Here is a 22,294-nt window from a genome sequence, read left to right as displayed (position 1 = left end):
ACGTCCCTCAAGTCAGATCGAAATTGTCTGCGGCAAACTTTACCGGTGAGCGGAAAGCGGCACCACATTGTTGGGTTGCTTGGCGCTGGCCGACAGGAAGCGCTTGATGTTGCGCGCCGCCTGCCGGATCCGGTGCTCATTCTCGACCAGCGCCACGCGCACGAAATCATCGCCATGTTCGCCGAAGCCGACACCGGGCGCCACCGCCACGTCGGCGTGTTCGATAAGCAGCTTGGAGAATTCGAGCGAGCCGAGATGACGGAACGGCTCCGGGATCGGAGCCCAGGCAAACATCGATGCCGCTGGTGCCGGAATGGTCCAGCCGGCGCGGCCGAAGGCGTCGACCATCACGTCGCGGCGCTTGTGGTAGATGTCGCGCACTTCGGCTATGTCGGCGCCGTCGCCGTTGAGCGCATGTGCCGCCGCCACCTGGATCGGCGTGAAGGCGCCGTAGTCGAGATAGGACTTCACTCGGGTCAGCGCCGAGATCAGCCGCTCGTTGCCGACCGCAAAGCCCATGCGCCAGCCGGGCATGGAGAAGGTCTTCGACATCGAGGTGAACTCGACGCAGACGTCGATGGCGCCCGGCACCTGCAGCACCGAGGGCGGCGGATTGCCGTCGAAATAGATCTCCGAATAGGCAAGGTCGGACAGGATGATGATGTCGTTCTTCTTGGCGAAAGCGACAACATCCTTGTAGAAATCAAGCGAAGCGACCAGTGCCGTCGGGTTCGACGGATAGTTGAGGATCAGCGCCAGCGGCTTCGGGATCGAGTGACGCACGCCGCGCTCGAGCGCCGGAATGAAGCCATCGTCCGGCTCGACCTGCAGGGAGCGGATGACGCCGCCCGACATGATGAAGCCGAAGGCGTGGATCGGATAGGTCGGATTGGGGCACAGGATCACGTCGCCAGGCGCAGTGATCGCCTGCGCCATGTTGGCAAAGCCCTCTTTCGAGCCGAGCGTCGCCACCACCTGCGTGTCGGGGTTGAGCTTCACGCCGAAGCGCCTGCCATAGTACGCGGCCTGGGCGCGGCGCAGGCCCGGAATGCCGCGCGACGAGGAATAGCGATGCGTACGCGGATCGCGCACGACCTCGCACAATTTGTCGACGATGGCCTTGGGTGTCGGCAGATCCGGATTGCCCATGCCGAGGTCGATGATGTCGGCGCCGCGCGAACGGGCGCTGGCCTTGAGCCGGTTGACCTGCTCGAAGACGTAGGGCGGAAGCCGGCGAACCTTGTGAAATTCTTCCATGGCAGTTCCAGACAGAAAGGGGCCAGATATCGAAGGGCTTTGGGCGCGCGCTATATACTTATTTGCAGGTAGGGTCGAGGGCAGGGTCGCATTTGCCTTCGATCTGCTTCAGCGTTTCGTCGCCATGCTTTTTGGCAAGCTCCGTGAGCGCCGCCTGGTCGGCCACGTCGGGCTTGCCGTTTTTTGCCGCCTGCGCGCTCTCATCCGCCTTCAATTGCGCAAGCTTGGCGTTCTTCTCGGCATCGGTGAACTGAGGCGCCGCCACCTGCGGCTTGATGTTCAGGTTCGGAAAGGTGCCGGTATCCTTGGCTCCCGTGACAGGCGCCGGGCCGCTGGTGCTCGAGCAGCCGGCAATCCCCAGGAGGACGATTGCCGCCCCAATGCAGCAAAAACGTCCAGCACCAAAAAAAACAGTCTCGCCAATGTTAATCGTCATATTGTTTCCTTGGCAGCCGCGGTAGAGCGAGATTGGACCCCGTCGGATGTCCCATGTTAATATGTCAAGAAAACGCCTCGGGAGGAACCCCGCGAACCATGTCCAAGACACCCGATTCGGGCAAAGCGGAAGATGACGAGCCTTCGACCGTCGAGCAATATCTGGTGAAGGACCCGGAACGCTTCGCCCTGAACATGGCGCGCATGATCGAGCAAGCCGGCAAAGCGGCCTCTGCGTGGGCCGAGCCGCGCGAAAAAGGCGATGTGCGCGATCACGTCGCCGAGCCTGTCGTCGACATGGTGAAGACCTTCTCCAAGCTCAGCGAATACTGGCTCTCCGATCCGCAGCGCGCGCTGGAAGCGCAGACGCGGCTGTTCTCCGGCTACATGACCGTCTGGGCCAACGCCATTCAGCGCACAAGCAACGCCGCGGAAGCCACCGAAGATGCAGTGAAGCCGGAACGTGGCGACAAGCGCTTCCTCGATCCCGAGTGGGGCCGCAACGCCTTCTTCGATTTTCTCAAGCAGGCCTATCTCGTCACCTCGCGCTGGGCGGCCGACCTGGTCGAGCACGCCGATGGTCTGGACGAGCACACCCGCCACAAGGCCGGCTTCTACGTCAAGCAGGTGGCCAACGCCATCTCGCCGTCGAATTTCATCCTGACCAACCCGGAACTGTTTCGCGAAACCGTCGCCTCGAACGGCGAGAACCTGGTGCGCGGCATGAAGATGCTGGCCGAGGACATCGCCGCCGGCAAGGGCGACCTGAAGCTGCGCCAGGCCGACTACTCGCCCTTCGAGATCGGCAGGAACATCGCCACCACTCCTGGCAAGGTGGTTGGCCGCAGCGATGTCGCGGAGATCATCCAGTACGATCCGACGACCGAAACTGTGCTCAAGCGACCGCTGCTGATCTGCCCACCATGGATCAACAAGTTCTACATCCTTGACCTCAACCCGCAGAAATCCTTCATCCGCTGGGCGATCGAACAGGGCCACACCGTCTTCGTCATCTCCTGGATCAATCCCGACGAGCGCCACGGCACCAAGGGTTGGGAAGCCTATATCCGCGAGGGCCTGCAATACGGCCTCGACATGGTCGAGAAGGCCACCGGCGAACGGGATGTCAACGCGATCGGCTATTGCGTCGGCGGCACGCTTTTGGCGGCGGCACTGGCGCTGATGGCGCGGGAAGGCGACGACCGCATTAAGTCGGCCACCTTCTTCACCACGCAGGTCGACTTCACCTATGCAGGCGACCTGAAAGTGTTCGTCGACGAAGAGCAGGTCGCGGCGGTAGAAAAATCGATGAGCGAAAAGGGCTACCTCGACGGCACCAAGATGGCGACCGCCTTCAACATGCTGCGTTCAGGCGACCTGATCTGGCCCTATGTCGTCAACAACTACATGCGCGGCAAGGATCCCCTGCCCTTCGACCTGCTTTACTGGAATGCCGATTCGACGCGCATGGGCGCGGCCAATCATTCGTTCTACCTGCGTAACTGCTACCTCGAGAACAACCTCTCGCAAGGCATGATGGAACTGGCGGGCCACACGGTCTCGCTCGGCGATATCACCATCCCGATCTACAACCTCGCCTCCAAGGAAGATCACATCGCGCCGGCGCTTTCGGTGTTCCTCGGCTCGAAATATTTCGGCGGCAAGGTCGAATACGTGATGGCGGGATCGGGCCATATCGCCGGGGTCGTTAATCCGCCGGCATCCAACAAGTACGAGTACTGGACCGGTGGGACGCCGACCGGTGATTTCGGCGAGTGGATAGCCAAGGCCACCGACCATCCCGGATCGTGGTGGCCGCACTGGCAAAGCTGGATAGAGGCCAAGGAGAACACCCGCGTGCCGGCCCGCAAACCCGGCAAGCATATGAAAACCTTGGGCGATGCCCCCGGCACCTATGTGAAAGTGCGTGTGTAACGGACTGTAATGTCTGGTGAGTTGACGGGCCGGTAAAAGCGGGCGAAATGGTGTCGTCAACCACCGCGCGGCCGTAATTCGGCAATAACTGCAAAAATACTTCCAGGCTTGCGGATTTGACACAGGTCTCGTTTCCGGATCGGAGACAACGGTCACTTGGCACCGATATCAGGGCCGCGCCAAGGACATACCGACCGGACATCGAGGGGGAATTTGACTTTGAAATCAGCAGGATGGAGCCTCGCAAAGGGAGAACGCCGCGCCATCGTGGCAGCGCTCTGCTCCCTGCTTCTGGCCTCCTGCACCTCGGCCGGCGACCCGACGATGTCGGTTGGAATGCCCGGCTACAATGCCACCGCATCGGACATAAGCGCTGCCTCGAATGGCAAGTCGACCACCGTCGTCGATTCGACGCAGACCACGACCGAGCAGACGACCGTGATGACGGCAAGCGATACGGCCCTCCCCGAAAAGGTCGCTTATGTGCCGGTGGCCAAGCCGCAGGCCGCCTTTCCGCTGACCACGCCGGCTGGCACCGAGACGATCACGGGACAAACCCCGCAGTCCCTGCAGCAGCCGGCGCAGACGGCGCAGCAGAACGACGCGGTTGCCCAGCAGATTGCCGCCGCCGATGCCGGCGTGAACGCGCCGAAGCCAGCTGCCGCGCCAGTGATGGACAATGCGGTCTACGTGACGTCAGGCGAGATGCCGCAGGCCGACGCGCCGAGGAAAAAAGGCTTCCTGGCCTCGATGTTTGGCGCCACGGCCGCCTCGGCCGCGCCTTCGCCGCTCATCAACACAAGGTCGGGCGAGCAGCCTGCGGCGCAGGCCAAGCCGGCGCCAGCAGCGGCAAAACCGATCATCACGCTGGCCTCGGCCGATTCCACGGCAAAGCCGCTGCAACTGGCCTCGACCGGCGGCGAGAGCGGCCACATCACTGGTAGCGATGCGCTGCCGGGCGTGCGCCAGACAGCCCTGTTCGAAATCAAGCGCAAATCCGGCCTCGATGACGAGAGCGACGTCGACCTCAACGAGGACGAGGGTCCAATCGGCGGCTCCTATCAGGTCGCGTCCGCTGCCGGCATGGCCCGGCTTGCGCCCAACGGCTTGCTCAAGCAGAACGAGAGCGTCGATGTGGCTTGCCTGAAGCCGTCGCTGGTCCGCGTGCTGAAGACGATCGAAGGCCACTACGGCCGCAAGATGATGGTGACATCAGGCTATCGCGATCCGGCCCGCAACCGCCGCGCCAACGGCGCCAAGAATTCGCTGCACATGTATTGCGCCGCCGCCGACATCCAGGTCCCCGGCGTTTCGAAATGGGAGCTGGCGAACTACATCAGAAGCATGCCCGGCCGCGGTGGCGTCGGCACCTACTGCCACACCGAATCCGTCCACGTCGACGTCGGCCCCGAGCGCGACTGGAACTGGCGCTGCCGTAGGCGCAGCGGTGGCGGCGACGGCTAGTCCTCTCCTGCTCCGCCTAGATCAGCAGGCCGCCACTCGGCATGACGGGCGTCACTCCGGAACCTTGCCAGTCTTGGCGAAATCCCTGTTTGAAAAGCTGGAAAAAAGTTGTCCAAGACGGCACCTGACGGGTTGCCGGTTGCGCACAACGCCAGTATAAGCCGCTTCGTCTGAGCGCGCCCATCGTCTAGCGGTTAGGACACCGCCCTTTCACGGCGGTAACAGGGGTTCGATTCCCCTTGGGCGTACCAGCAATTTCAAATATTTGACGGATGACCTCCTTTCCCTGTCCGATCTTTGGCCAGTAGCCCTGAGAATCGTACCCGGCTTGCGTCACTTCCGCTGCCAAAAGCCGATACCAGGCAGACCACGCGCCTAACTGCCGACCAGCGGCACGGTAACGGTGGTCGCGTAGTTGATCGGGAAATCGCTGAAGTAGGGGAAGTTGATGACGAAGGCATAGGTGGCGGTCAGATGCGCCATGCGGAAGCCGCCGCTCACCGGATCGATGGCGATCGTGACGTTCACATCCTTCAATCCCAGAGCCTGCAATTTCTGAGTGGCGATGGATTGGATGTCGGCCTGGGTCAGCGTGTTCTGAAGCTGCAGCGAGCGTGATGATGTCTCCAACGTATAGCGAACGCTCGACACCGAGTTCATGGCCCAGCCGAAGGCGAAGATCCCGAACAGCAGCGTGATGAGGAAGGGCGCGATCAGCGCGAATTCCAACCCGGCGCCACCCGATCGATCCCGTCTGAATGCGCCTGCCCTAGCGGACACGGATAACCTCCGAGTGGCCGATGACGCTGGAGCCGGAAAAAACGCCGAAGGTGAAGGGCGGCACCCAGGTGGCCGATGCCTGGATCTGAACATAGACCGATGGCACCTTCGGCCCACTGCACAAGGCCGAAGCGTCGACCACGGTCGTCCCGCACATGTAAATCCGGCTTAGCGTGACCTGGCCATCCGAGGGCCGCTTCTCCCAGCTCGAAATGGCAACGGCCTGGGTCGCCGTATCATTGGTCGATCCTCCCATGACCAGGTTCGCGGCGGTCTTCACGCCAGCGCGCATCGACATCGAGTTCGTCATATAGGACCAGCCATCGGCGATGCCGAGCAGCGCCACACACAGGAACGGCAGGACCATCGCGAACTCGACCGCAGCAACCCCGGCTTTATCGCGCAGCATCGGCATCGATCGGCGTTCCATGGAGGCTACTCGACCAGCGCCACGGACTGCGTGGCCGGAATGTCGCGCATTCCGAGGCTCGTGCAATCCTGATTGATGCTTGAGTTGCCGGACCATTGGATCGTGTCCGCAACGACCTGGGTGCATCCGTTCTGGCCGGAGAAGTTGCCGAGATAGTTGACCTGCTGCTTGGGGAAATAAAGCGCGCCCGTCAGCAGCGAAGCCGCCGTGCCGTTGAAAGTGCTCTGTCCGCCTATACTTGTTCTGTCACCATACATCAGCACGCCGGAATAGGTACCGGACGTCGGGGCGCTCAGGGAGACGTTGGCGTTGCCGTTCATCGACACACGCGAGGAGCCGGCGAGGTAAATGGTGACGCCGTCGCCGGAGACGTTGGCGTTCGCATTCACCTTGAGATCGCCACTCTGGATGACATAGACGCCGGGCTGAAGCGTAACGGTGCCGCTGAGGCTGAGCCCGTTGCAGTAGGTTCCGGGTTTTAGCGTCGACTTGTTGGCGTTCTGGCAAGGGTTCGAGGCTGCCGGAGCCGGCAGGTCGGCAAATGGATCGGCGGCGGGCAGAGCCTGGGTGATCGGGGCCGCGCACACGGTCGTGACGGGGTTGCTGAGAGAGACACCGCCGGCCGTTATCAGGCAATCGGCCTGGAGCGCAGCCGAGCCCTGAAGCTTGATGGCGTCCGAGGCGATCGAATTGGCCATCACCGAGCAGCCGATGAGCTTGACGCTGGTGTTGCCGGAAAACAGCGCCGCCTGCGATGCCGATGGATCGAGCGCGAGCACGCAGGCCTTCGAAGCATTGGTGATGAGGGCCACCGCCCTCGCCTGTTCGGGAACCTGGCCCTGCGTGAAGAGCGAGGTGAACATCCGGTCGAGGTTCTGGCCGACGATGACCTCGACCGCCTTCTTCGCCGTGTTCGGCCCGGATGCTGGTGGCGTATTGACGACGATCGTGCCGGAGCCCAGCCCGTTTGATGCGGCCGACTGGGTTGCGGCCGCGACGATCGTCGGCTTGTCGGAACCTGAGATCTGTTCGAGCGCGCCGGCATAGGCAGCGGCGTCGGCGGTCGCCTGCAATCTCAGGCTGTTGTAGTACCAGTAGGAGGTTTCCACCCCGAAGCCTGCAGCACCGACGACGATCGGCAAGGTCAGGGCGAAGATGGTGGCGACGTTTGCGTTCGTACCCCGGCATAAGCCGTTCGCTCTGAGCCGAATTCGGGTAAAGCAACTGAGGGTCATGAAATAGATTAGAAAACATGCATATATGAACGAAGGCCTAAAAAGTTCGGTTCATTTTTGAGCAGTGATCTATTGGCTTCCAAAACAAGCTGTTTGTTGGCTAATCAACGCGCCCAGGAAAGCTCGGTGAGCAAAAAACTCGCGCCCGGAGATAGTTTACCATTTGCTAACAGGGCAACTGCGCAGCAAGTTACCCGTGCCCTGCTTGCCGGAAGGCCCGGACTTCAAGCGGAAAGAACTGGTGTCGACCCGGCGGCCTCTCTGGCCGACATCTCCCGCTGTACCGCAAGGAAGAACCTTCGCACTTCATCGCTGGCCGCTATTTTGTCTCTGCCGGATCCGACAACGAGATCGAGCAACTCCGACGCCTTGGCCCTCCAGAACGAAGTGGCGGTATCGCCATGCAGATGGTCGAGTTTGGCGGCGACTTCTCTCACCAAGAACATTTGACGATCGATCGGGAATGCGCGGACTTTTTCTGGAGACATCTTCCGAACCATGAACTGACGCAACGAATCAACCATTGCTGAACAAGCAATGGCGTAGCCGCGAATGTGGAAACGGAAGCTTAACGGAGCTGGCATTGACGCGTCCAGATCCGCCCACGGCATCGCCGTGTCCATTCAAACGCGATCGCCGGCATTTCAATCGGGACAGGTGAAGCGGTCGCTGGCCTCAAGCCTGCAGAGTTCTCGCCTCGCCGCCACGCTTGCGCGGCGTCATCATGTCCTTGGCAATCAGTCCGCTTGCACGACAAAACGCCATGAATGCACGGCAGGCATCTTCGGTCTTGACCACGTCCACCGTGGCGCCAAAGCAGGCGTTGAACGCCTTCTGATAGATCGGGCCCTGACGGCGCACAGGCCAGCCCTGAAGAATATCGAGCGCCTGTTCGACGCTGTAGATCTCCTCGACTGGCAGGCCGGGCGCGGGTGCTATGCGCACCGGAACCTCGAATTGCAGTCTGTCCATGTCCCTATCTCCCGAACCGGCGTCCCAACGCTGTTCGTCGTCAAAAGTTGCTTCGACCGCCTTTGGCGCAGAAATGTGTCGTCACTGCGGTCGCGACCCTTTCGGGGCCGCGACCCGCGCCAGGGGCCGCCAGGCTTACTGGTTCGCCGGATCTGTCTCCGCGTCGAAAGCCATGCGGGTGGCGGTGATCAGCACAAATACGGTCGGCGCGGCGAAGATGCCGCCCAGAACAAGTGCCGCAATCGCCGACAGGCCGAGCGTCTCGGCAACCGCCCAATAGACGGTTCCGATGCAGATGAGCGCCTGGACGGAGAGAAACGCGGCAGCCGAGGCGGCACGCGACAGGGTTTTGAATGTCTTGATGCGTTGTTGCATTGAAATGGTTCCGGAAACGACGCGCCGCGCGACCGGTGCGCGGCCGACAGCCGCCGCACGGTCACGACGCGATCAGGGATAGGTCTGGGGTGAAGCTGCGGTCCTGGACCGCTCAGGCCGCGATGGTCGGCGGTGCGCGCGGCTGATGGGTATTTGCCCTGGGGCTCGGGGGCGCCTCGTATCCCGAAACAGCGGCCTTCGGCGAAGTCCGCTCAAGCCAAGAAAAGACGGCGTCGACAACCGGCAAAACGGGATGGCCGCACGCGAACTTGACCACAGCCGGCCGCCCGGCGCGAACCTCCAGTGCATGCGCCTTGCCGGTGACACGCAGAAGCGCCGCCGCTTCTGCAGACCGTTCCAGGCCGATGCTGGCGCGGCCCGATGCAGCATCCGCGAAGGCTGGCGCGTCCGGGCGCCCGAGGCACAGCATCGCCAGCAGCACCATGCCCATCAGGCATGAGCAGGCTGTCGTCAGCGGCGCGTCGAACAATCTGGTGCGCTTGGCCGCCGTGAAGGGACCCAGTCTCGAAAACATCACCCGCCCTAACGCACGATGGCCGGAAAGGAAAGCAAGCCGGGCAAAACCGGCAAGACATAACCCCATTCCAAGGTGTGTTGAGATTCAGGTCAGGCCGAGTCGAAAACGCTGGTTTTCGAGAACCGGAGCGGAGCGTACTTAAAGTACGTGAGCACCGGAAGCGCAGAAAAACCAGCGTTTGCAGGCCGGCATCACCTGAATATCAAGACGCCTTGGGCGAATATCCCGAACTGTGCGGCTGCATCAAGCAGTTCGTCCTTGAACCTTTTGCCCCCAAGTGCCAAATCTGGGGAGATTTTCACGTCGGCCTCTGCAGGGCCTACCCGGCTATACGGACAAAATGGTCACCTATCTCGACGCCGCCACCGCACCACTCAGGAACACCGGCCAGATCCGCCTCTATGGCGAGGAAGGCTTTGCCGGCATGCGCAAGGCATGCGATCTCACCGCGCGCTGCCTCGACGAACTGGTGCCGATGGTCGAGCCTGGCGTCACCACCGAAACCATCGACCGCTTCGTCTTCGAATTCGGCATGGATCACGGCGCGCTGCCGGCAACGCTCAACTATCGAGGCTACACGAAATCGTCCTGCACCTCGATCAACCATGTCGTCTGCCATGGCATTCCCGACAACAAGCCGCTCAAGGATGGCGACATCGTCAACATCGACGTCACCTACATCCTCGACGGCTGGCACGGCGATTCCTCGCGCATGTACCCGGTCGGGACGATCAAGCGCGCCGCCGAGCGCTTGCTCGAGGTCACCCATGAATGCCTGATGCGCGGCATTGCGGCGATCAGGCCCGGCGCCCGCACCGGCGCCATCGGCGCCGCCATCCAGACCTATGCCGAGGCCGAGCGCTGCTCGGTGGTGCGCGACTTCTGCGGCCACGGCGTCGGCCAGCTCTTTCATGACGCGCCGAACATCCTGCACTATGGCAGCGCCAATGAGGGCGTCGAGATGCGTCCCGGGATGATCTTCACCGTCGAGCCGATGATCAATCTCGGCCGGCCTCACGTGAAGGTGCTGTCGGATGGCTGGACCGCGGTGACACGCGACCGCTCGCTGTCGGCGCAGTACGAGCACACAATCGGCGTCACCGACACCGGCTGCGAGATTTTCACCCTGTCGCCCAACAAGCTCGACCGCCCCGGCCTGCCAGCCTAGGAGCCGCGTCCATGGGGGCTGGGTTGCGATTGTCCGGTCGAGTGTTAATCACGGCTGCATCAGCTGAGAAGCCTGCCAAAGACGACCTGCTTGAACTCGATCAAGGGAGCGTCGCTCTTTTCGGCGCGCATGCGCAGCAGTGCGCCCTCCCAGCTATTTAGAACGAACCGCCCCAGCACGGCCGCCGGAATCGCGCTGGCGACGGCTCCATGTTCCTGCGCCTCGGCAATGCAATTCTCTAAGAATCGGCTCCAGGCATCGAAATAGCCGGCGAGGCGCTCCCGCACGAGCGGGCTATGGTCGGCCACCTCGGCGCTGAGATTTCCGAGTAGGCATCCCTTCGCGTAACCGAGAGTTCTAAACGCTTCGATCCGGTCGTCGAAATAGGCTTCTAACCGCGCCAGCGGCGCAGCGCCCGCATTGCCGAAGGTGGCGAGCAACTTGTTCTCGTTGCGATCGAAGTAGGCATCGATCACCTTCGCGCCGAACGCCTCCTTGCTGGGAAAATGATTGTAGAACGAGCCCTTGGGAACATTGGCGCTCTCGACGATCCCCTGGACGCCCGTAGCGGCATATCCCTCCGCATGAATCATTCGCAGGCCCGCCTCGACGAGATTGCGGCGAGTGGCCGGGTTCGGCTTTGGGCCTCTTCTGGCGGCTGGGCGAGATTCCATGTGCAACCCCTATTGACTAATTAATTCTGACCGGTCAGTGTTAATTGTGATTGGGCGAGGGCATTATGTCAAGCGAACTGTTTGGATTGCTCGCTTGGGATCGAACGTTTTGCGCAGGCCTTTGTCGCAACCTCACAACCATGAGAAAGCTCTAATGATGAATGCAACAGGCACCCCCTCCAAGCTTCAATGGAAAACCCTTACTAAAAAGCGCCCTGGCATCGGTCGCGGTCTGCCGGCCGGCAAGGAAAACCTGATGTGGGTCGCGAATTCGTCGACGCTCATCTACGGCGAACGAGACGCCGTCCTGGTGGATACCTTTCTCACGACCGAGCAGTCACAAACCTTGTTGGACTGGGTGGTGGCGAGCGGCAAGAACCTCACTGCCATTTATGTGACGCATGGGCACGGCGACCATTTCTTCGGCCTCGCACCGCTTCTGGAGCGCTTCCCTCAGGCAAGAGCTCTCGCGGTGCCCGAGGTGGTCACGGCCATGCACGACAATCTCTCGCCGGCCTGGCTGGATGATTTCTGGAGGCGGCTTTTCCCAGGCGAGATTCCCGACCGCCTGCTCGTCGCCGAGCCGCTCGAAAACAACGAACTGCAACTGGAGGGACACAAACTCGTCGTGGTGGATGCTGGGCGGACCGACACCGCCCACTCAACCTGCCTACACGTCCCTTCAATCGGCCTCATCGTCGGCGGCGATGCCGTCTACAACGGCATCCATCCATTTCTTGGCGAGACCGATGCACAGAGCCGGATCGAGTGGATCGAAACTCTTGACAAGCTGGAAGCGCTGAAGCCGAGCGCGGTGATCGCCGGGCACAAGGTGCCGGAGAACGACGATGACCCTCGCATCATCGCCGAGACGCGACAATATCTGCGCGATTTCGATCGGCTGAACGCTGCCACGACGACCGCGCGGCAGCTCTACGACGCGATGCTCGAACTCTATCCCAATCACGTCAACCCGGGCTCGCTGTGGGGTGCGGCCAACACTGCCAAGAAGCACCCGTAAAGTCACTGCATCCGACGACACCGACATCGAACCCACAAAGGAATGCCAAGATGCGCAAGACATTGTTCGCCGCGGTCATCGCCTTGACCGTTTCCGGCGGATCACTCGCGGCTGCTCCCAGCGCCGAAAGGGAGCCGCTCAACGCTCAGACGTTGAACACGATCAAATCAGAGTTCGGCAAGCTCATGGATCTGGCCAACCGGCACGACTTCAAGGCTCTGCACGAGATGTTCTGGCAGTCTCCCTCGGCCCTCCTTGTCGCCAAAAGCTCCATCCCCGCTGAGGGAAACTGGGCTGGCTTCTGGGGCAACGAGGCGATCGATCAGAAGCTGCACGACATCGGCACCTCCGGCCCGGTCGTGCTCCAGCCTGACTATTCGAAGCTGAAGGTCGTCGGTCTGACGCGAGATATTGCGGAGTCCTATGTCCCCATGAATATCACGGTTTCCTATGCGGGGCAGGACGGAACACCCAAGCCATTCCTAATGACTATCAATTGGATAAAAGTCGGGAAGGACTGGAAGGTCGCCTCCGAGATCATTTTGCCAGTGCCTCCCGCGCCCGCTACCAAGGGGTAGCAACACCCGAGGCCTACGGGCCACACCGTCTCGCGGAATGTCGCCGTGACGCCTCCCACACTTGCACAACAGAACGGTTTCAATCCAAGCCAGAACGGCTTTAAATGTCTGCGTCAAAGGAGTGTGGGCGGCATATGGGGAACGCAAGCGACGACGAGCGAGGGTTCTTTCCGCAAAGGCCGATCCAGCCTCTTGCGAAGGCCAAGTCGAGCAAGGAAGAGCCGAGCGAGGAAAAGCCGCACTATCTCGGCCACCGCGACCGCTTGCGCGAGCGCTTTGCCGCGGCCGGTGCGGACGCCCTGCCCGACTACGAATTGCTGGAACTTCTGCTCTTTCGCCTGATCCCTCGCGCCGACACCAAACCGGTCGCCAAAGCGCTGCTGGCGCGCTTCGGCACGCTGGCCGAAGTGCTTGGCGCGCCGATTGCATTGCTGCAGGAGGTCAAGGGCATCGGCCCCGCGGTGGCGCTCGACCTGAAGGTCGTCGCGGCGACCGGGCAGCGCATGGCGCGCGGCGAGGTCCGTGGCCGCGAGGTCCTCTCCTCATGGACGCAGCTTCTCGACTATTGCCGCTCGGCAATGGCCTTCGAGGAGCGCGAGCAGTTCCGCATCCTGTTCCTCGACAAGAAGAACGCGCTGATCGCCGACGAGGTGCAACAGGTCGGCACCGTCGACCACACGCCTGTCTACCCGCGCGAGGTGATCAAGCGCGCTCTCGACCTCTCTGCGACCGCGATCATTCTGGTCCACAACCATCCGTCAGGCGATCCGACGCCGTCGCGCGCCGACATCGAGATGACGAAGGAGATCGTCGACGCGGCAAAACGGCTGGGCATCGCCGTGCATGACCACATCATCATCGGGCGCAAAGGCTATTCCAGCATGAAGGGCCTGTTGCTGATTTAGGTCCGGTCCTGAACCGACGATCTGGCGCACCTGTCGTCGGTCAGCCAGGAAATCACCGGCGCCTCGCCGGACCTGGCGGTCGCACCATCTGCCGCTGCCAGCAACGCGCTAAGCCTCGTAGTAGTGAAGCTCGAGGAGGAGGCACCCGGTCTGCGACCGGAAGGGACCGTGATGGACGCCAGGTGGGCGGCAGGCGTAGGTGTTCGGGGCAAAACTCAGCGACGGCTCTTCGACCGAACAACCGCCGACGATGAGGTCTCCCGATACCAGATAGACCTCTTCCCAGTACTCATGCACGAACGGCACCGTCGTATAGGCGCCCGGCGCAAACCGCAGCAGCCGCGTGCGGTTCCCGGTCTTGCCTGCCTCGTCGAGCCGGCCGGCAAGAATCTTCTGCTCGATGCCGGGCGGGTACCCAGGGGGCGTATGCCAGCCCTCGCCGGTCATGTCGATCGTGTGGAATTCCTTGTGTTCCTTGCGGATCGGCATGGCAACCTCAAGCGGCAACGAGAGCGCCGCGGGCCACTTCGTCGTCCAACGAATAGCTGTCCAGCATGTGATCGACGAGCTGTGTGCAACGGTCCCAGTCGAAGGTGCGGAAGCTGTGCCCCTTGGTTACGAAGGTGGCACCGGCATAGAACATCTCATACTGCGTGTGGCGCGAGGCGTACTCCGAGCCGACTGCGTCCCAGGCGAGCTTGAAGAATTTTACCCGGCCCTCCGACGAGGCAACTGGCGATTGCTGCGTCTTTTCAATCAGACCGCGCAACTCCGGATCGGCGAAATCCTGGATGGAGGACGGCAGCATGATCAGTCCGCCGCCCGCAAGCTCGCGCAAGGCGAGGATCACCCCGGCATAGAGTTGCTGTGTCAGCACCTGAGCCGAATAGAGCGTATGGGCGTCGGGCACGAAATAGGCGCCATGCATGTGACCTTTCACCTCCATAGCGTGCACCAGCGCGTCGACCATGGTGTTCTGCGCCGCCAGCGCTCCGAGCGTCTCGCGCACCTGCGGGAAGTTGATGACGCCGTTGGTCTCGGCGATGCGCCGGGCAATGCCGACGAGGAAGCGCATCTTCACCATCAGGCGGATCTGCGCCTGGTAGTTCTGGAAGACATGCGCCGGCGTGGCGTGGAACTGCCGTTGGCACATGGCGATGTCCTGGCTGACGAAGACGCGGTCCCAGGAAACTTTCACATCGTCGAAGTAAAGCACGGCATCGTTCTCGTCGAAGCGGCTGGCGAGCGGATTGTCGAAGACGCTGACGGCACTCTCCTCATAAGATTTGCGCGACAGTATCTTCAGCCCCTTGGTATCCATCGGCACGGCGAAGGACACCGCATAGGGTTCGTCCCCCTCGCGCAGTGGCTGAATGCAGGTGACGAACACCTCGTTTGCCATGATGCCGCCGGTCGCCAGCATCTTGGCGCCGCGGATCGTCAGGCCTGCGGCGTCCTGGTCGACGATGCCGGCGGTCAGGAAGCGGTCCTGCTGCTCACCCGCAGACTTCGAGCGATCGGCCTGCGGATTGAGAATGGCATAGGTGAGATAGAGTTCATTGTCCCGGGCGTAACGATAATAGTCGGCAAGTGCCGCGGCGCGCGCCTTGTCATAGGCCTCGAAGACCTCGATCCCCATGAACATGCCGGAAATGCAGGAGGCGACATGGTCCGGCGCGCGGCCAAGAAAGCCATAATGAAGCTCCGTCCAGGCTTCCAGCGCCTTGCGCCGCTCGACGAGGTCGGCATAGCTGCGCGGCAACTGCCAGATGCGGTTGGCCCGCTGCCCGCCACTTTCGGGCACCTCGAAGGTCATCAGTTCCCGGTTGTCTGGCCGCGCCTGGAAGTCGTAGAGCGTGCCGACCGACCGGATCGTCTGGCGAAAGGCCGGATGCGCACTGACGTCGCCGGCCGCCTGGCCGTTGATATAGACCTGCCTGCCGTCTTTCAGCATCTCGATATGCTGCGCCCCGGTCTTGATCATCTTACCCTCCGCGATCAGTAGTGGATGTCGAGCGGCCAAAGCGGCGCCGTGAACTCCGTTGGCTGCAATGATGCGTAGCGCCCCTTGCTGAAAACCAGCGGCTGCCGTTCGGCGAAGGACCGGAAATGTTTCACCCTGGCGATGAACAGCACGTGGTCGCCGGCTTCGTGCCTGGCCCACGGCTCACAATCGAACAGCGCCGCCGCGCCGGGCAGCACCGGGCCACCAGAGCGGCCCTGCTCGAACCGCACCCCTTCCCACTTGTTGGAAAGCGGCCTGGCGAAGCGGTTGGAAATGTCCTTCTGGTTTTCGGAAAGAACATTGACCGCGTAGGTGGCGGCCTGCTGCCATAGTGGCAGGCTCGCTGAACGACGGTCGATGCTGAACAGGACGAGGGGCGGGTCGAGAGGCAGCGAGTTGAACGAACTCATCGTCATGCCGAGCTGCTCGCCATCGGCCAGACAGGTGACGACGCAGACGCCGGTCGGAAACTGTCCCAACGCCTGCCGGAACGCGCGCACGTCGAAAGCCGCCTCGATGTTCATGCCCCGGCCCTTTCGGCACCGATCTGTTAAGTCACCAAATCAATTCACCCAAATCCGTTGCCGCACTGCCTGCCGCCACTGTGTTTCGGCCGCTCGACCGCATCGCCGATGCGGAACGCCGCGGCCTTCCCTCACTGCGCCGCCGCCGCCGGGCTGCGGGCTGTTGCAACCGAGCCAAACCCTGCCATCATCGGCAGCCGCAAGGCGACGAGCGTCCGCGCCAGATGCTCGGCGACGGCTGCCGACGCTTGTTCGGGCCGCCCGCAGCGTATGCCCTCGACGATCGCGGCATGCTCGGCGAGCACGCTGTCGCCGCGCTCGCCGAAGATCATGATAGTGTGCACGCCCATCCGCAACTGGCGATCCCGCAGGCTCTCATAGAAGTCAGCGAGCACCGGATTGCCAGCAGCGCGCACGATTGTGCGATGAAACTCCCGGTCACACTCGATGAACGCAACGGGATCGTGTCGCACCTCCACCTGTCGGGCGATGAGCCTGTCGAGTTCCGCCGCAAGCATGTCGCCGAAGCCGGCTGCCCGCCCTGCGCACCACTCTTCCACCAGGCCACGCGCCTGCATCACCGCTTCGATCTCGGCCTCGGTGATCGGCGGTACATAGGCGCCCTTCTTCGGCACGATCTGGAGGAGGCCGTCGGCTTCGAGCCGCAACAGCGCTTCGCGCACCGGCGTCCGTGACGTTCCCGTCTCGCGGCAAACCTCCGCCTCGGTAAGGAACGTTCCCTCGCGGCTGGGCAGGGTAAGCACATGCTGCTTCAGCCAGCGGTAGACGATGTCCTGCGCAGCATCTGCGCGTCGCCCTATGGCAGGGCGTTGTGATGGATCCCGATCGCTCATAGACAGAATGTATACATCTTGTCGCCACGAGATTCAAGCCCGAACTGCTGCTGGAAAGTGCGCCTCCACCAGAATAGCAGAGAAGCCCGTTCAGCCGCTGCAAGCGACGGTAGAGAGAAAGGTGAGTGTTCGGTATCTGCGGTTGGTCGGGACGTCAGAGTAGCGAGAAAATGTGACCAATGCCCAAGCGGGAAAATCACGAGTAGTCACTTGATACATACCCCAGCTAGTGCCCCAGCCCTCCGCAACAAGCGCACAAGTATTTGATATATTTGACGATTTTTTTGGTCATATTTTGATGCGCAACCACCCCGTCAGGCGACCCCACACCGTCGCGCGCCGACATCGAGATGACCAAGGAAATCGTCGACGCCGCCAAGCGGCTGGGCATCGCGGTGCACGACCACATGATCATCGGGCGCAAAGGTTATTCCAGCATGAAGGGCCTGCTACTGATCTAATTCGATGACCTGTACGCTGGCGAAGTCGCGTACGCCGCGAGAAAGCCAGGCACTCGCGCGTGACGCGTCGGGCGCCGCCGCACCTGGATCGCACCCACCGACTTCCCTTGTTTCAACGCCTTTCCGACAACCACTCGACGACCGTTACCGTGCCGCTGGTGGGCAGGCTAGGACCATGGTCTGGCCGGTATGGGACTTCAGTGCCGAGACGGTCTAATCGCGTTGATTTATATTGTAATATCAAATGGTTATGGAGTACGTTGGTTGTCAGGTTCGCGCATTGAAACCGTATTTGTCTAAAGTTTATTGCGCACGATTAGTGAATCCTCATATGACGCTGCTCTAGCGGTTGGGCGGAGGTTCCTCAAGGAGGAGATATCATGACAAACCGAAAAACTCTGTTCGCGGCGCTCGCCGCATTGGCGCTTGTGGTGTCTCCGGCGCTCGCCGGAAACGGGCACGGCAACGGCGGCGGCAATGGTGGAGGCAACGGCGGTGGCAACGGGCACGGCCATGCCGGTGGCAATGGCAAGAGCGGGGCTTCGCATGGCAAGTCTGCGTCGGCCCCGGGGCGGGCGGCCAAGGCGGTAACGGACACAACGACCGACACCACGGTCAATACGAAGTCCGTGCACAAGGACAAGAACATCCATGCCAAGCTTGGCCGGCTGAACTCGCTACAGCGCAACATCAACGCCTACATGAACTCCAAGAGCAAGAAGTTCGCCGGCATTCAGGCCTTCGTGACGCAGTCCGCGATAGCCAAGAACGCCCAGATCGCGGCTGACGAGGCGGCCGCCGCGGCGGCCGACGCCCAGGATAAGCTGAATGCCCTGAATGCGCAGATGACCACGCTGCAGGCGGACCCGTCCGCCACGCCTGAACAAATCCAGGACCTGAACGATCAGATCGCTGCTCAGCAGGCTGTTGTCGCCGCCGACAACGCGACGGCCGCCCAGGCCCAGGCGGCTGCTGACGCGGCAACGGTCGGCACCGATCAGGCATCGCTCGACGCGGCGCTGACGGACATGGCCAACAAGCCGGTCGACGCCGATGTCACAGATTGGGCCGAGGGCGTCCTCGCCGACAAGATCGACCAAACGGCCGACGCGCTCCAGAAGGCGGGGACACCGTAGGTATCGCGACCCAAAACAGCAGTCTAGGAAGACGCCGCCGGGCCCGGCCTGGCGGCGTTGCTGTTTCCTGGTCTCGACTTTCACGTTGAACAAAGCGTCGCGATAATTTCCTCGGGGCCAATGCGTCCCTTGACAGCATTTGCGCCTTCATCGGCGAAGTCGATCCAACCCTCGTTGAAGCCGTCCAACATGCGCATGCGCGGCCCCGGATTTTTCATGCCATGGGAGCGGAACAGGCCCTCCCAAGTATTCCGGGGAACCGTTTCGACCCGCACCGGCCGCCCCAACGCCTTGGTGAAGGCGATTGCCAGGTCGTTGGGCGAGACACGGCGCGGGCCTTCGAGTTCGACCACGCGCCTGCCCGTCCAATGCTCCTGGATCAGTTCCGCAGCGACCCGCCCCACATCGCTCGTCGCGACCATTGCGAACGGCTTGTCGGCAGGCATGAGGAAGCTCGAGATGACACCTGTGTCGCGCGCGGAGGCGACATCCCACATTGCGTTTTCGAGGAACCAGCCCGGTCTCAGGAAGGTCACCGAAAGCGGCAGTGCCGAGAGCGCCTCTTCCATCATCGTGCGTTGCGACAAGAGATTGTCCTGCGCAGCATCTGCTCCGATCGTCGACAGGCAAAGCACTCTGCCCGGCTTCGCGGCCTTCAGCGCTTCGACGATGGCGGCGATGACCTTGCGCGCCTCGGGATAGCCGGGCTCAGGGTCGAACTCCGATGGCGGCAGGATGAAGACCCCCTCGGTGCCGGCGAACGCAGCCGTCAGAGCCGCGGCGTCCTCAAGTCCGGCAAGCGCGACCTCGCAGCCGCGCGCCGCCCATTCTTCGCCTTTGTTGGCGTCCCTGAGCACGGCGCGGACAGGCTGGCCCTGTTCCAGCAAGGCGCGGCCGAGCGCGCCGCCGACTTTTCCAGTGATTCCGGTGATGGCATACATCTTCGTTTTCCAATCTCTCGTTTGTCTGGGGTAGTGGATCAGGCGAGATCGAGCCCGTGATAGAGACCGCGCTCGAATTCGCCGTAGAGCGCGACGATCCGCTCGTCGAAAAAGGGCAGCACCTGGGTGAACAGCGCGCCGGTGATGTGCTTCACCGGGTCGAGCCAGAAGTAGCAGTTGAGCAGGCCTGCCCAGGCGATGCTGCCGGCGGAGCGCCCGTTCGGTCCCGGCTGCGTGTTGATGTCGAAAGACAGGCCCCATTTATGCGGCTGTTCCGGGAACTGGTCGAAGCTGCGGGAATAGGACGGCTGCGCCGAGCGCATCGCCTGGACGTTCAGCTCGCCGATCTGGTTCTGCATCATCATGGCGACCGTCGCCGGACGCAGGATTCGGACGCCATGCAGCGTGCCTCCGTTCAGCAGCGCCTGGAGGAATGCCATGTAGTCCCGCGGCGTCGAGAAAGCACCGCCACCGCCCATGAAGAACTCCGGCCGCTGCGGCATCTCGAAGGGCGCCGGCTCCAGCCCGCCATCGGCGCCGCGATTGTGGAAGGTGGCGAGGCGCCGCTTCTGCCCGGTCCCGATCAGAAAGCCGGAATCCTTCATGCCGAGCGGCGCGAAGATATTCTCGCGGAAGTAGATCTCGAGTGACTGATCCGACACCGCCTCGACCAGCTTGCCGACCCAGTCCATGCTGATACCGTATTCCCACCGCTCGCCAGGCTCGAATTCGAGCGGAGCCGTGAAGGCAGCATTTTTGCAGGTCGCGATGTCGGGCATGCCCGTCGCCTTCTCGTAGCGGGTCAGAGCCTCGCTCCAGATCGAGTAGGTGTAGCCGGAGGTATGCGTCAGCAGATGGCGCACCTTGATCGCGCGCCGGGCCGGTCGCAGTCGCGGCGTTCCGTCCTTTGCAAAGCCGTCGAGGACCTGCGGTGAGGCCAGTTCAGGCAGGTATTTCGCCGCGTCGTCGTCCAGATGCAGGCGGCCCTGCTCGATCAGCTGCATGCAGGCCATCGCCGTGAAGGCCTTGGTCATCGACAGCAGCCAGAACACCGTGTCGAGCGTCATCGGCGCGCCCGTTGCGACGTTCGCCTTGCCGAAGGCACCCTCGTAGACGATGCCTTTCGGCGTCGCCGCAACGGCGATGACACCGGCCACGTCATTCTTCGAGACGCCTTCCCGCAAGGCGGCGTCGATTGCCTTGAACCGCACTGACGAACCGGCAGCCGTTGTTCTGGCCAAAGCGGGGCTGACCGTATCGAGAGCCAGAATGGCTCCCAGCATTCCGCCGCGCTGAAGCATCGTCCTGCGTGTGAGGTGGTCCATGGCCAACTCCTTTCCGGTTCGAAGGAAATCCGATTTGCTCGGCCGCTCGCCCTGGCGCTGCCAGGGACGCCACCCTTGTAAGTCGTGCCATGACGTGATTCACGCGCATAAGGATCAGTGCTACAGTGACTCAGATTCACTGCTCGTTGCGTTAGGCTCCGGCGGAGACCTGCAGGGTGAAGGGGAGATCGAATGGTTTTCGATACGCGGCTTCTGACCGGTGTCGGTGTCCTGGCAGCGGTCACGGAGGCAGGGAATTTCGCCCGCGCCGCCGAGATGCTCGGCCTGACGCCGTCAGCGGTGAGCCGGGCCGTCGCGCGTCTGGAAGCGCGGGTCGGTGTGCGGCTTTTCGATCGCAATCCACGCGAGGTCAGCCTCACCGAGGAAGGCCACCGCTTCCACGCGCAGGTGCTGCCGCTTCTGGCTGGCCTGGACGAGGCGGCCGCCGAGGCCGCGGGCGCGGCGGCGGTCGTGCGCGGCCGACTGCGCGTCTCGGTGGACCCGTGGTTCGCGCGAATGGTGCTGGCGTCGAAGCTGCAGGAGTTTCTGGTCCGCTATCCCCTGCTGTCGGTCGATTTCCTCACCAGCAACTATCGCCAGGAGATGATGACCGGCGTCGACGTGGCAGTGCGCTTCGGGCCTCCCGACGAGTCGTCCCTCATCGTGCGCAAGCTGCTTGAGACCCGCATACTGACGGTCGCCGCTCCGGCCTATCTCGAAAAGCACGGCGAGCCGCGGTCACCCGATGATCTCGTCCGTCACGAAGCGCTTCTCTTCCGCGATCCCCAGACCGGCCTGCCCTTTCCCTGGGAGTTCCGGCGCGGCCGGGAGGTCAAGGAGGTCAAGGTCTCCAGTCGCCTCGTGATGGATGACCCTTCGGTCGCGATCTCCGCTTGCCTGGCCGGTCAAGGCATTTTCCAGAGCCTCGCGATCGGCCTAGCGCCTCTGCTGTCGCGAGGCGAGCTTGTTCAGATCCTGCCGGAATGGTCGGAGGAACTCTATCCGCTCTATGCCTATCATCCCTCGCGCCACCTCCCGCCGGCGAAGGTCCGGGCGCTTCTGGATTTCATCCAGGAGATTGCTGTCGGCGCCTAATCGATCCGCACGGTTTCGCAGAACTTTGGGCCTCCCGGAGCTGCAACTGATTTAAGCGTCATTCACGCCTGCGCTACGGATCAAGGCGAATCGGTGTCGCAACGGCCGATAACCACCAGGCGGAAAGGCTCCTCCAGCGTAACGGCCTGCTGCTGATCCGGAAACGGCCTTTTCGAAGGGTCGCGG

At 62.4% G+C, this 22,294-nt stretch carries 24 protein-coding genes, 1 tRNA gene and 1 pseudogene; 10 read left to right on the top strand and 16 right to left on the bottom strand.

All coding sequences use genetic code 11. The annotated features are described in order from the left end of the window. Positions 1 to 39: 39 nt before the first annotated feature. Both HNQ71_RS17600 and HNQ71_RS17595 read right to left on the bottom strand, forming a co-directional pair. Entirely contained in the window at positions 40 to 1,257 is a 1,218-nt protein-coding gene (locus HNQ71_RS17600; protein ID WP_184873813.1) for an LL-diaminopimelate aminotransferase, read from the bottom strand. 58 nt (positions 1,258 to 1,315) lie between these two features. After that, positions 1,316 to 1,693 (bottom strand): hypothetical protein, encoded by a 378-nt coding sequence (locus tag HNQ71_RS17595; RefSeq protein WP_184873812.1) that lies wholly within the window; start codon positions 1,691 to 1,693, stop codon positions 1,316 to 1,318. Positions 1,694 to 1,791: 98 nt separating this feature from the next. Here HNQ71_RS17595 and phaC point away from each other — a divergent pair, with 98 nt between their 5' ends. The 3 genes from phaC (at position 1,792) to HNQ71_RS17580 (ending at position 5,342) form a co-directional block, all read left to right on the top strand. Beyond that, positions 1,792 to 3,627, top strand: coding sequence for a class I poly(R)-hydroxyalkanoic acid synthase (gene phaC / locus HNQ71_RS17590; protein ID WP_184873810.1), 1,836 nt, complete (start codon positions 1,792 to 1,794; stop codon positions 3,625 to 3,627). A gap of 213 nt (positions 3,628 to 3,840) precedes the next feature. Next, the gene (locus HNQ71_RS17585) at positions 3,841 to 5,091 is read left to right on the top strand and encodes a YcbK family protein (protein ID WP_184873808.1); all 1,251 of its coding nucleotides are present in this window, start codon (positions 3,841 to 3,843) and stop codon (positions 5,089 to 5,091) included. 176 nt (positions 5,092 to 5,267) lie between these two features. Next, positions 5,268 to 5,342 (top strand) — tRNA-Glu (locus HNQ71_RS17580). A gap of 124 nt (positions 5,343 to 5,466) precedes the next feature. Here the strand turns inward: HNQ71_RS17580 and HNQ71_RS17575 are convergent. From HNQ71_RS17575 to HNQ71_RS17545, 7 genes are all read right to left on the bottom strand, one after another. Further along, on the bottom strand, positions 5,467 to 5,871 hold the full coding sequence (locus tag HNQ71_RS17575) for a TadE/TadG family type IV pilus assembly protein (RefSeq protein ID WP_184873806.1): 405 nt from the start codon (positions 5,869 to 5,871) through the stop codon (positions 5,467 to 5,469). Next, positions 5,861 to 6,286 (bottom strand): TadE/TadG family type IV pilus assembly protein, encoded by a 426-nt coding sequence (locus HNQ71_RS17570; protein ID WP_246461618.1) that lies wholly within the window; start codon positions 6,284 to 6,286, stop codon positions 5,861 to 5,863. Before HNQ71_RS17570 ends, HNQ71_RS17575 begins: the two co-directional genes overlap by 11 nt. Before the next feature lie 20 nt (positions 6,287 to 6,306). Continuing rightward, positions 6,307 to 7,536, bottom strand: a complete 1,230-nt coding sequence (locus HNQ71_RS17565) for a pilus assembly protein TadG-related protein (protein ID WP_184873802.1) — start codon at positions 7,534 to 7,536, stop codon at positions 6,307 to 6,309. Between the two features lie 224 nt (positions 7,537 to 7,760). Further along, entirely contained in the window at positions 7,761 to 8,159 is a 399-nt protein-coding gene (locus HNQ71_RS17560) for a DUF6074 family protein (protein ID WP_246461617.1), read from the bottom strand. A gap of 52 nt (positions 8,160 to 8,211) precedes the next feature. After that, complete coding sequence (locus HNQ71_RS17555) at positions 8,212 to 8,508, bottom strand: DUF982 domain-containing protein (RefSeq protein WP_184873800.1); 297 nt, start codon at positions 8,506 to 8,508, stop codon at positions 8,212 to 8,214. Between the two features lie 135 nt (positions 8,509 to 8,643). Beyond that, on the bottom strand, positions 8,644 to 8,883 hold the full coding sequence (locus tag HNQ71_RS17550) for a hypothetical protein (RefSeq protein ID WP_184873798.1): 240 nt from the start codon (positions 8,881 to 8,883) through the stop codon (positions 8,644 to 8,646). A 112-nt stretch (positions 8,884 to 8,995) separates the two neighbouring features. Beyond that, entirely contained in the window at positions 8,996 to 9,418 is a 423-nt protein-coding gene (locus HNQ71_RS17545; protein ID WP_184873797.1) for a hypothetical protein, read from the bottom strand. 343 nt (positions 9,419 to 9,761) lie between these two features. Between HNQ71_RS17545 and map the strand changes: the two genes are divergently transcribed. Beyond that, entirely contained in the window at positions 9,762 to 10,589 is an 828-nt protein-coding gene (map, locus tag HNQ71_RS17540; protein ID WP_184873795.1) for a type I methionyl aminopeptidase, read from the top strand. Positions 10,590 to 10,648: 59 nt separating this feature from the next. On the opposite strand, the gene HNQ71_RS17535 is transcribed toward map, so the two are convergent. Continuing rightward, positions 10,649 to 11,263 carry a TetR/AcrR family transcriptional regulator gene (locus HNQ71_RS17535; RefSeq protein WP_184873794.1) on the bottom strand — a complete coding sequence of 205 codons (615 nt, stop codon included), beginning with the start codon at positions 11,261 to 11,263 and terminating at the stop codon, positions 10,649 to 10,651. Positions 11,264 to 11,417: 154 nt separating this feature from the next. Between HNQ71_RS17535 and HNQ71_RS17530 the strand changes: the two genes are divergently transcribed. The 3 genes from HNQ71_RS17530 to radC all read left to right on the top strand — a co-directional run bounded on the left by HNQ71_RS17530 (position 11,418) and on the right by radC (position 13,767). After that, positions 11,418 to 12,284: an MBL fold metallo-hydrolase gene (locus tag HNQ71_RS17530; RefSeq protein WP_246461615.1), complete on the top strand. Its 867-nt coding sequence runs from the start codon at positions 11,418 to 11,420 to the stop codon at positions 12,282 to 12,284. A 50-nt stretch (positions 12,285 to 12,334) separates the two neighbouring features. Further along, positions 12,335 to 12,862, top strand: coding sequence for a hypothetical protein (locus tag HNQ71_RS17525; RefSeq protein ID WP_184873792.1), 528 nt, complete (start codon positions 12,335 to 12,337; stop codon positions 12,860 to 12,862). Between the two features lie 134 nt (positions 12,863 to 12,996). Then, positions 12,997 to 13,767 carry a RadC family protein gene (gene radC / locus HNQ71_RS17520; protein WP_184873790.1) on the top strand — a complete coding sequence of 257 codons (771 nt, stop codon included), beginning with the start codon at positions 12,997 to 12,999 and terminating at the stop codon, positions 13,765 to 13,767. A 108-nt stretch (positions 13,768 to 13,875) separates the two neighbouring features. Here the strand turns inward: radC and HNQ71_RS17515 are convergent, their stop codons facing one another. The 4 genes from HNQ71_RS17515 to HNQ71_RS17500 form a co-directional block, all read right to left on the bottom strand. Next, positions 13,876 to 14,256: a cupin domain-containing protein gene (locus tag HNQ71_RS17515; protein ID WP_184873788.1), complete on the bottom strand. Its 381-nt coding sequence runs from the start codon at positions 14,254 to 14,256 to the stop codon at positions 13,876 to 13,878. 7 nt (positions 14,257 to 14,263) lie between these two features. Then, positions 14,264 to 15,751 (bottom strand): 4-hydroxyphenylacetate 3-hydroxylase family protein, encoded by a 1,488-nt coding sequence (locus HNQ71_RS17510; RefSeq protein ID WP_184873787.1) that lies wholly within the window; start codon positions 15,749 to 15,751, stop codon positions 14,264 to 14,266. A 14-nt stretch (positions 15,752 to 15,765) separates the two neighbouring features. Further along, entirely contained in the window at positions 15,766 to 16,296 is a 531-nt protein-coding gene (locus HNQ71_RS17505) for a flavin reductase family protein (protein ID WP_184873785.1), read from the bottom strand. A 131-nt stretch (positions 16,297 to 16,427) separates the two neighbouring features. After that, the gene (locus HNQ71_RS17500; protein WP_184873783.1) at positions 16,428 to 17,150 is read right to left on the bottom strand and encodes a GntR family transcriptional regulator; all 723 of its coding nucleotides are present in this window, start codon (positions 17,148 to 17,150) and stop codon (positions 16,428 to 16,430) included. Positions 17,151 to 17,461: 311 nt separating this feature from the next. Between HNQ71_RS17500 and HNQ71_RS17495 the strand changes: the two are divergent. Next, a pseudogene (locus HNQ71_RS17495) lies at positions 17,462 to 17,611 on the top strand (JAB domain-containing protein); the annotation flags it as partial. Between the two features lie 428 nt (positions 17,612 to 18,039). After that, positions 18,040 to 18,747: a hypothetical protein gene (locus HNQ71_RS17490; RefSeq protein WP_343068193.1), complete on the top strand. Its 708-nt coding sequence runs from the start codon at positions 18,040 to 18,042 to the stop codon at positions 18,745 to 18,747. An 80-nt stretch (positions 18,748 to 18,827) separates the two neighbouring features. On the opposite strand, the gene HNQ71_RS17485 is transcribed toward HNQ71_RS17490, so the two are convergent. Next, complete coding sequence (locus HNQ71_RS17485) at positions 18,828 to 19,688, bottom strand: NmrA family NAD(P)-binding protein (protein WP_184873779.1); 861 nt, start codon at positions 19,686 to 19,688, stop codon at positions 18,828 to 18,830. Between the two features lie 38 nt (positions 19,689 to 19,726). Further along, positions 19,727 to 21,013 (bottom strand): serine hydrolase domain-containing protein, encoded by a 1,287-nt coding sequence (locus HNQ71_RS17480; protein WP_184873777.1) that lies wholly within the window; start codon positions 21,011 to 21,013, stop codon positions 19,727 to 19,729. A gap of 192 nt (positions 21,014 to 21,205) precedes the next feature. Here HNQ71_RS17480 and HNQ71_RS17475 point away from each other — a divergent pair, with 192 nt between their 5' ends. Further along, positions 21,206 to 22,108 (top strand): LysR family transcriptional regulator, encoded by a 903-nt coding sequence (locus tag HNQ71_RS17475; protein WP_184873776.1) that lies wholly within the window; start codon positions 21,206 to 21,208, stop codon positions 22,106 to 22,108. Positions 22,109 to 22,294: the final 186 nt, after the last annotated feature.

Source organism: Mesorhizobium sangaii (assembly GCF_014207355.1).
Taxonomy (GTDB): Bacteria; Pseudomonadota; Alphaproteobacteria; order Rhizobiales; family Rhizobiaceae; genus Mesorhizobium; species Mesorhizobium sangaii.
The sequence above is the reverse complement of the archived record's forward strand: the minus strand, read 5'-3'. Positions and strand labels throughout refer to the sequence as shown.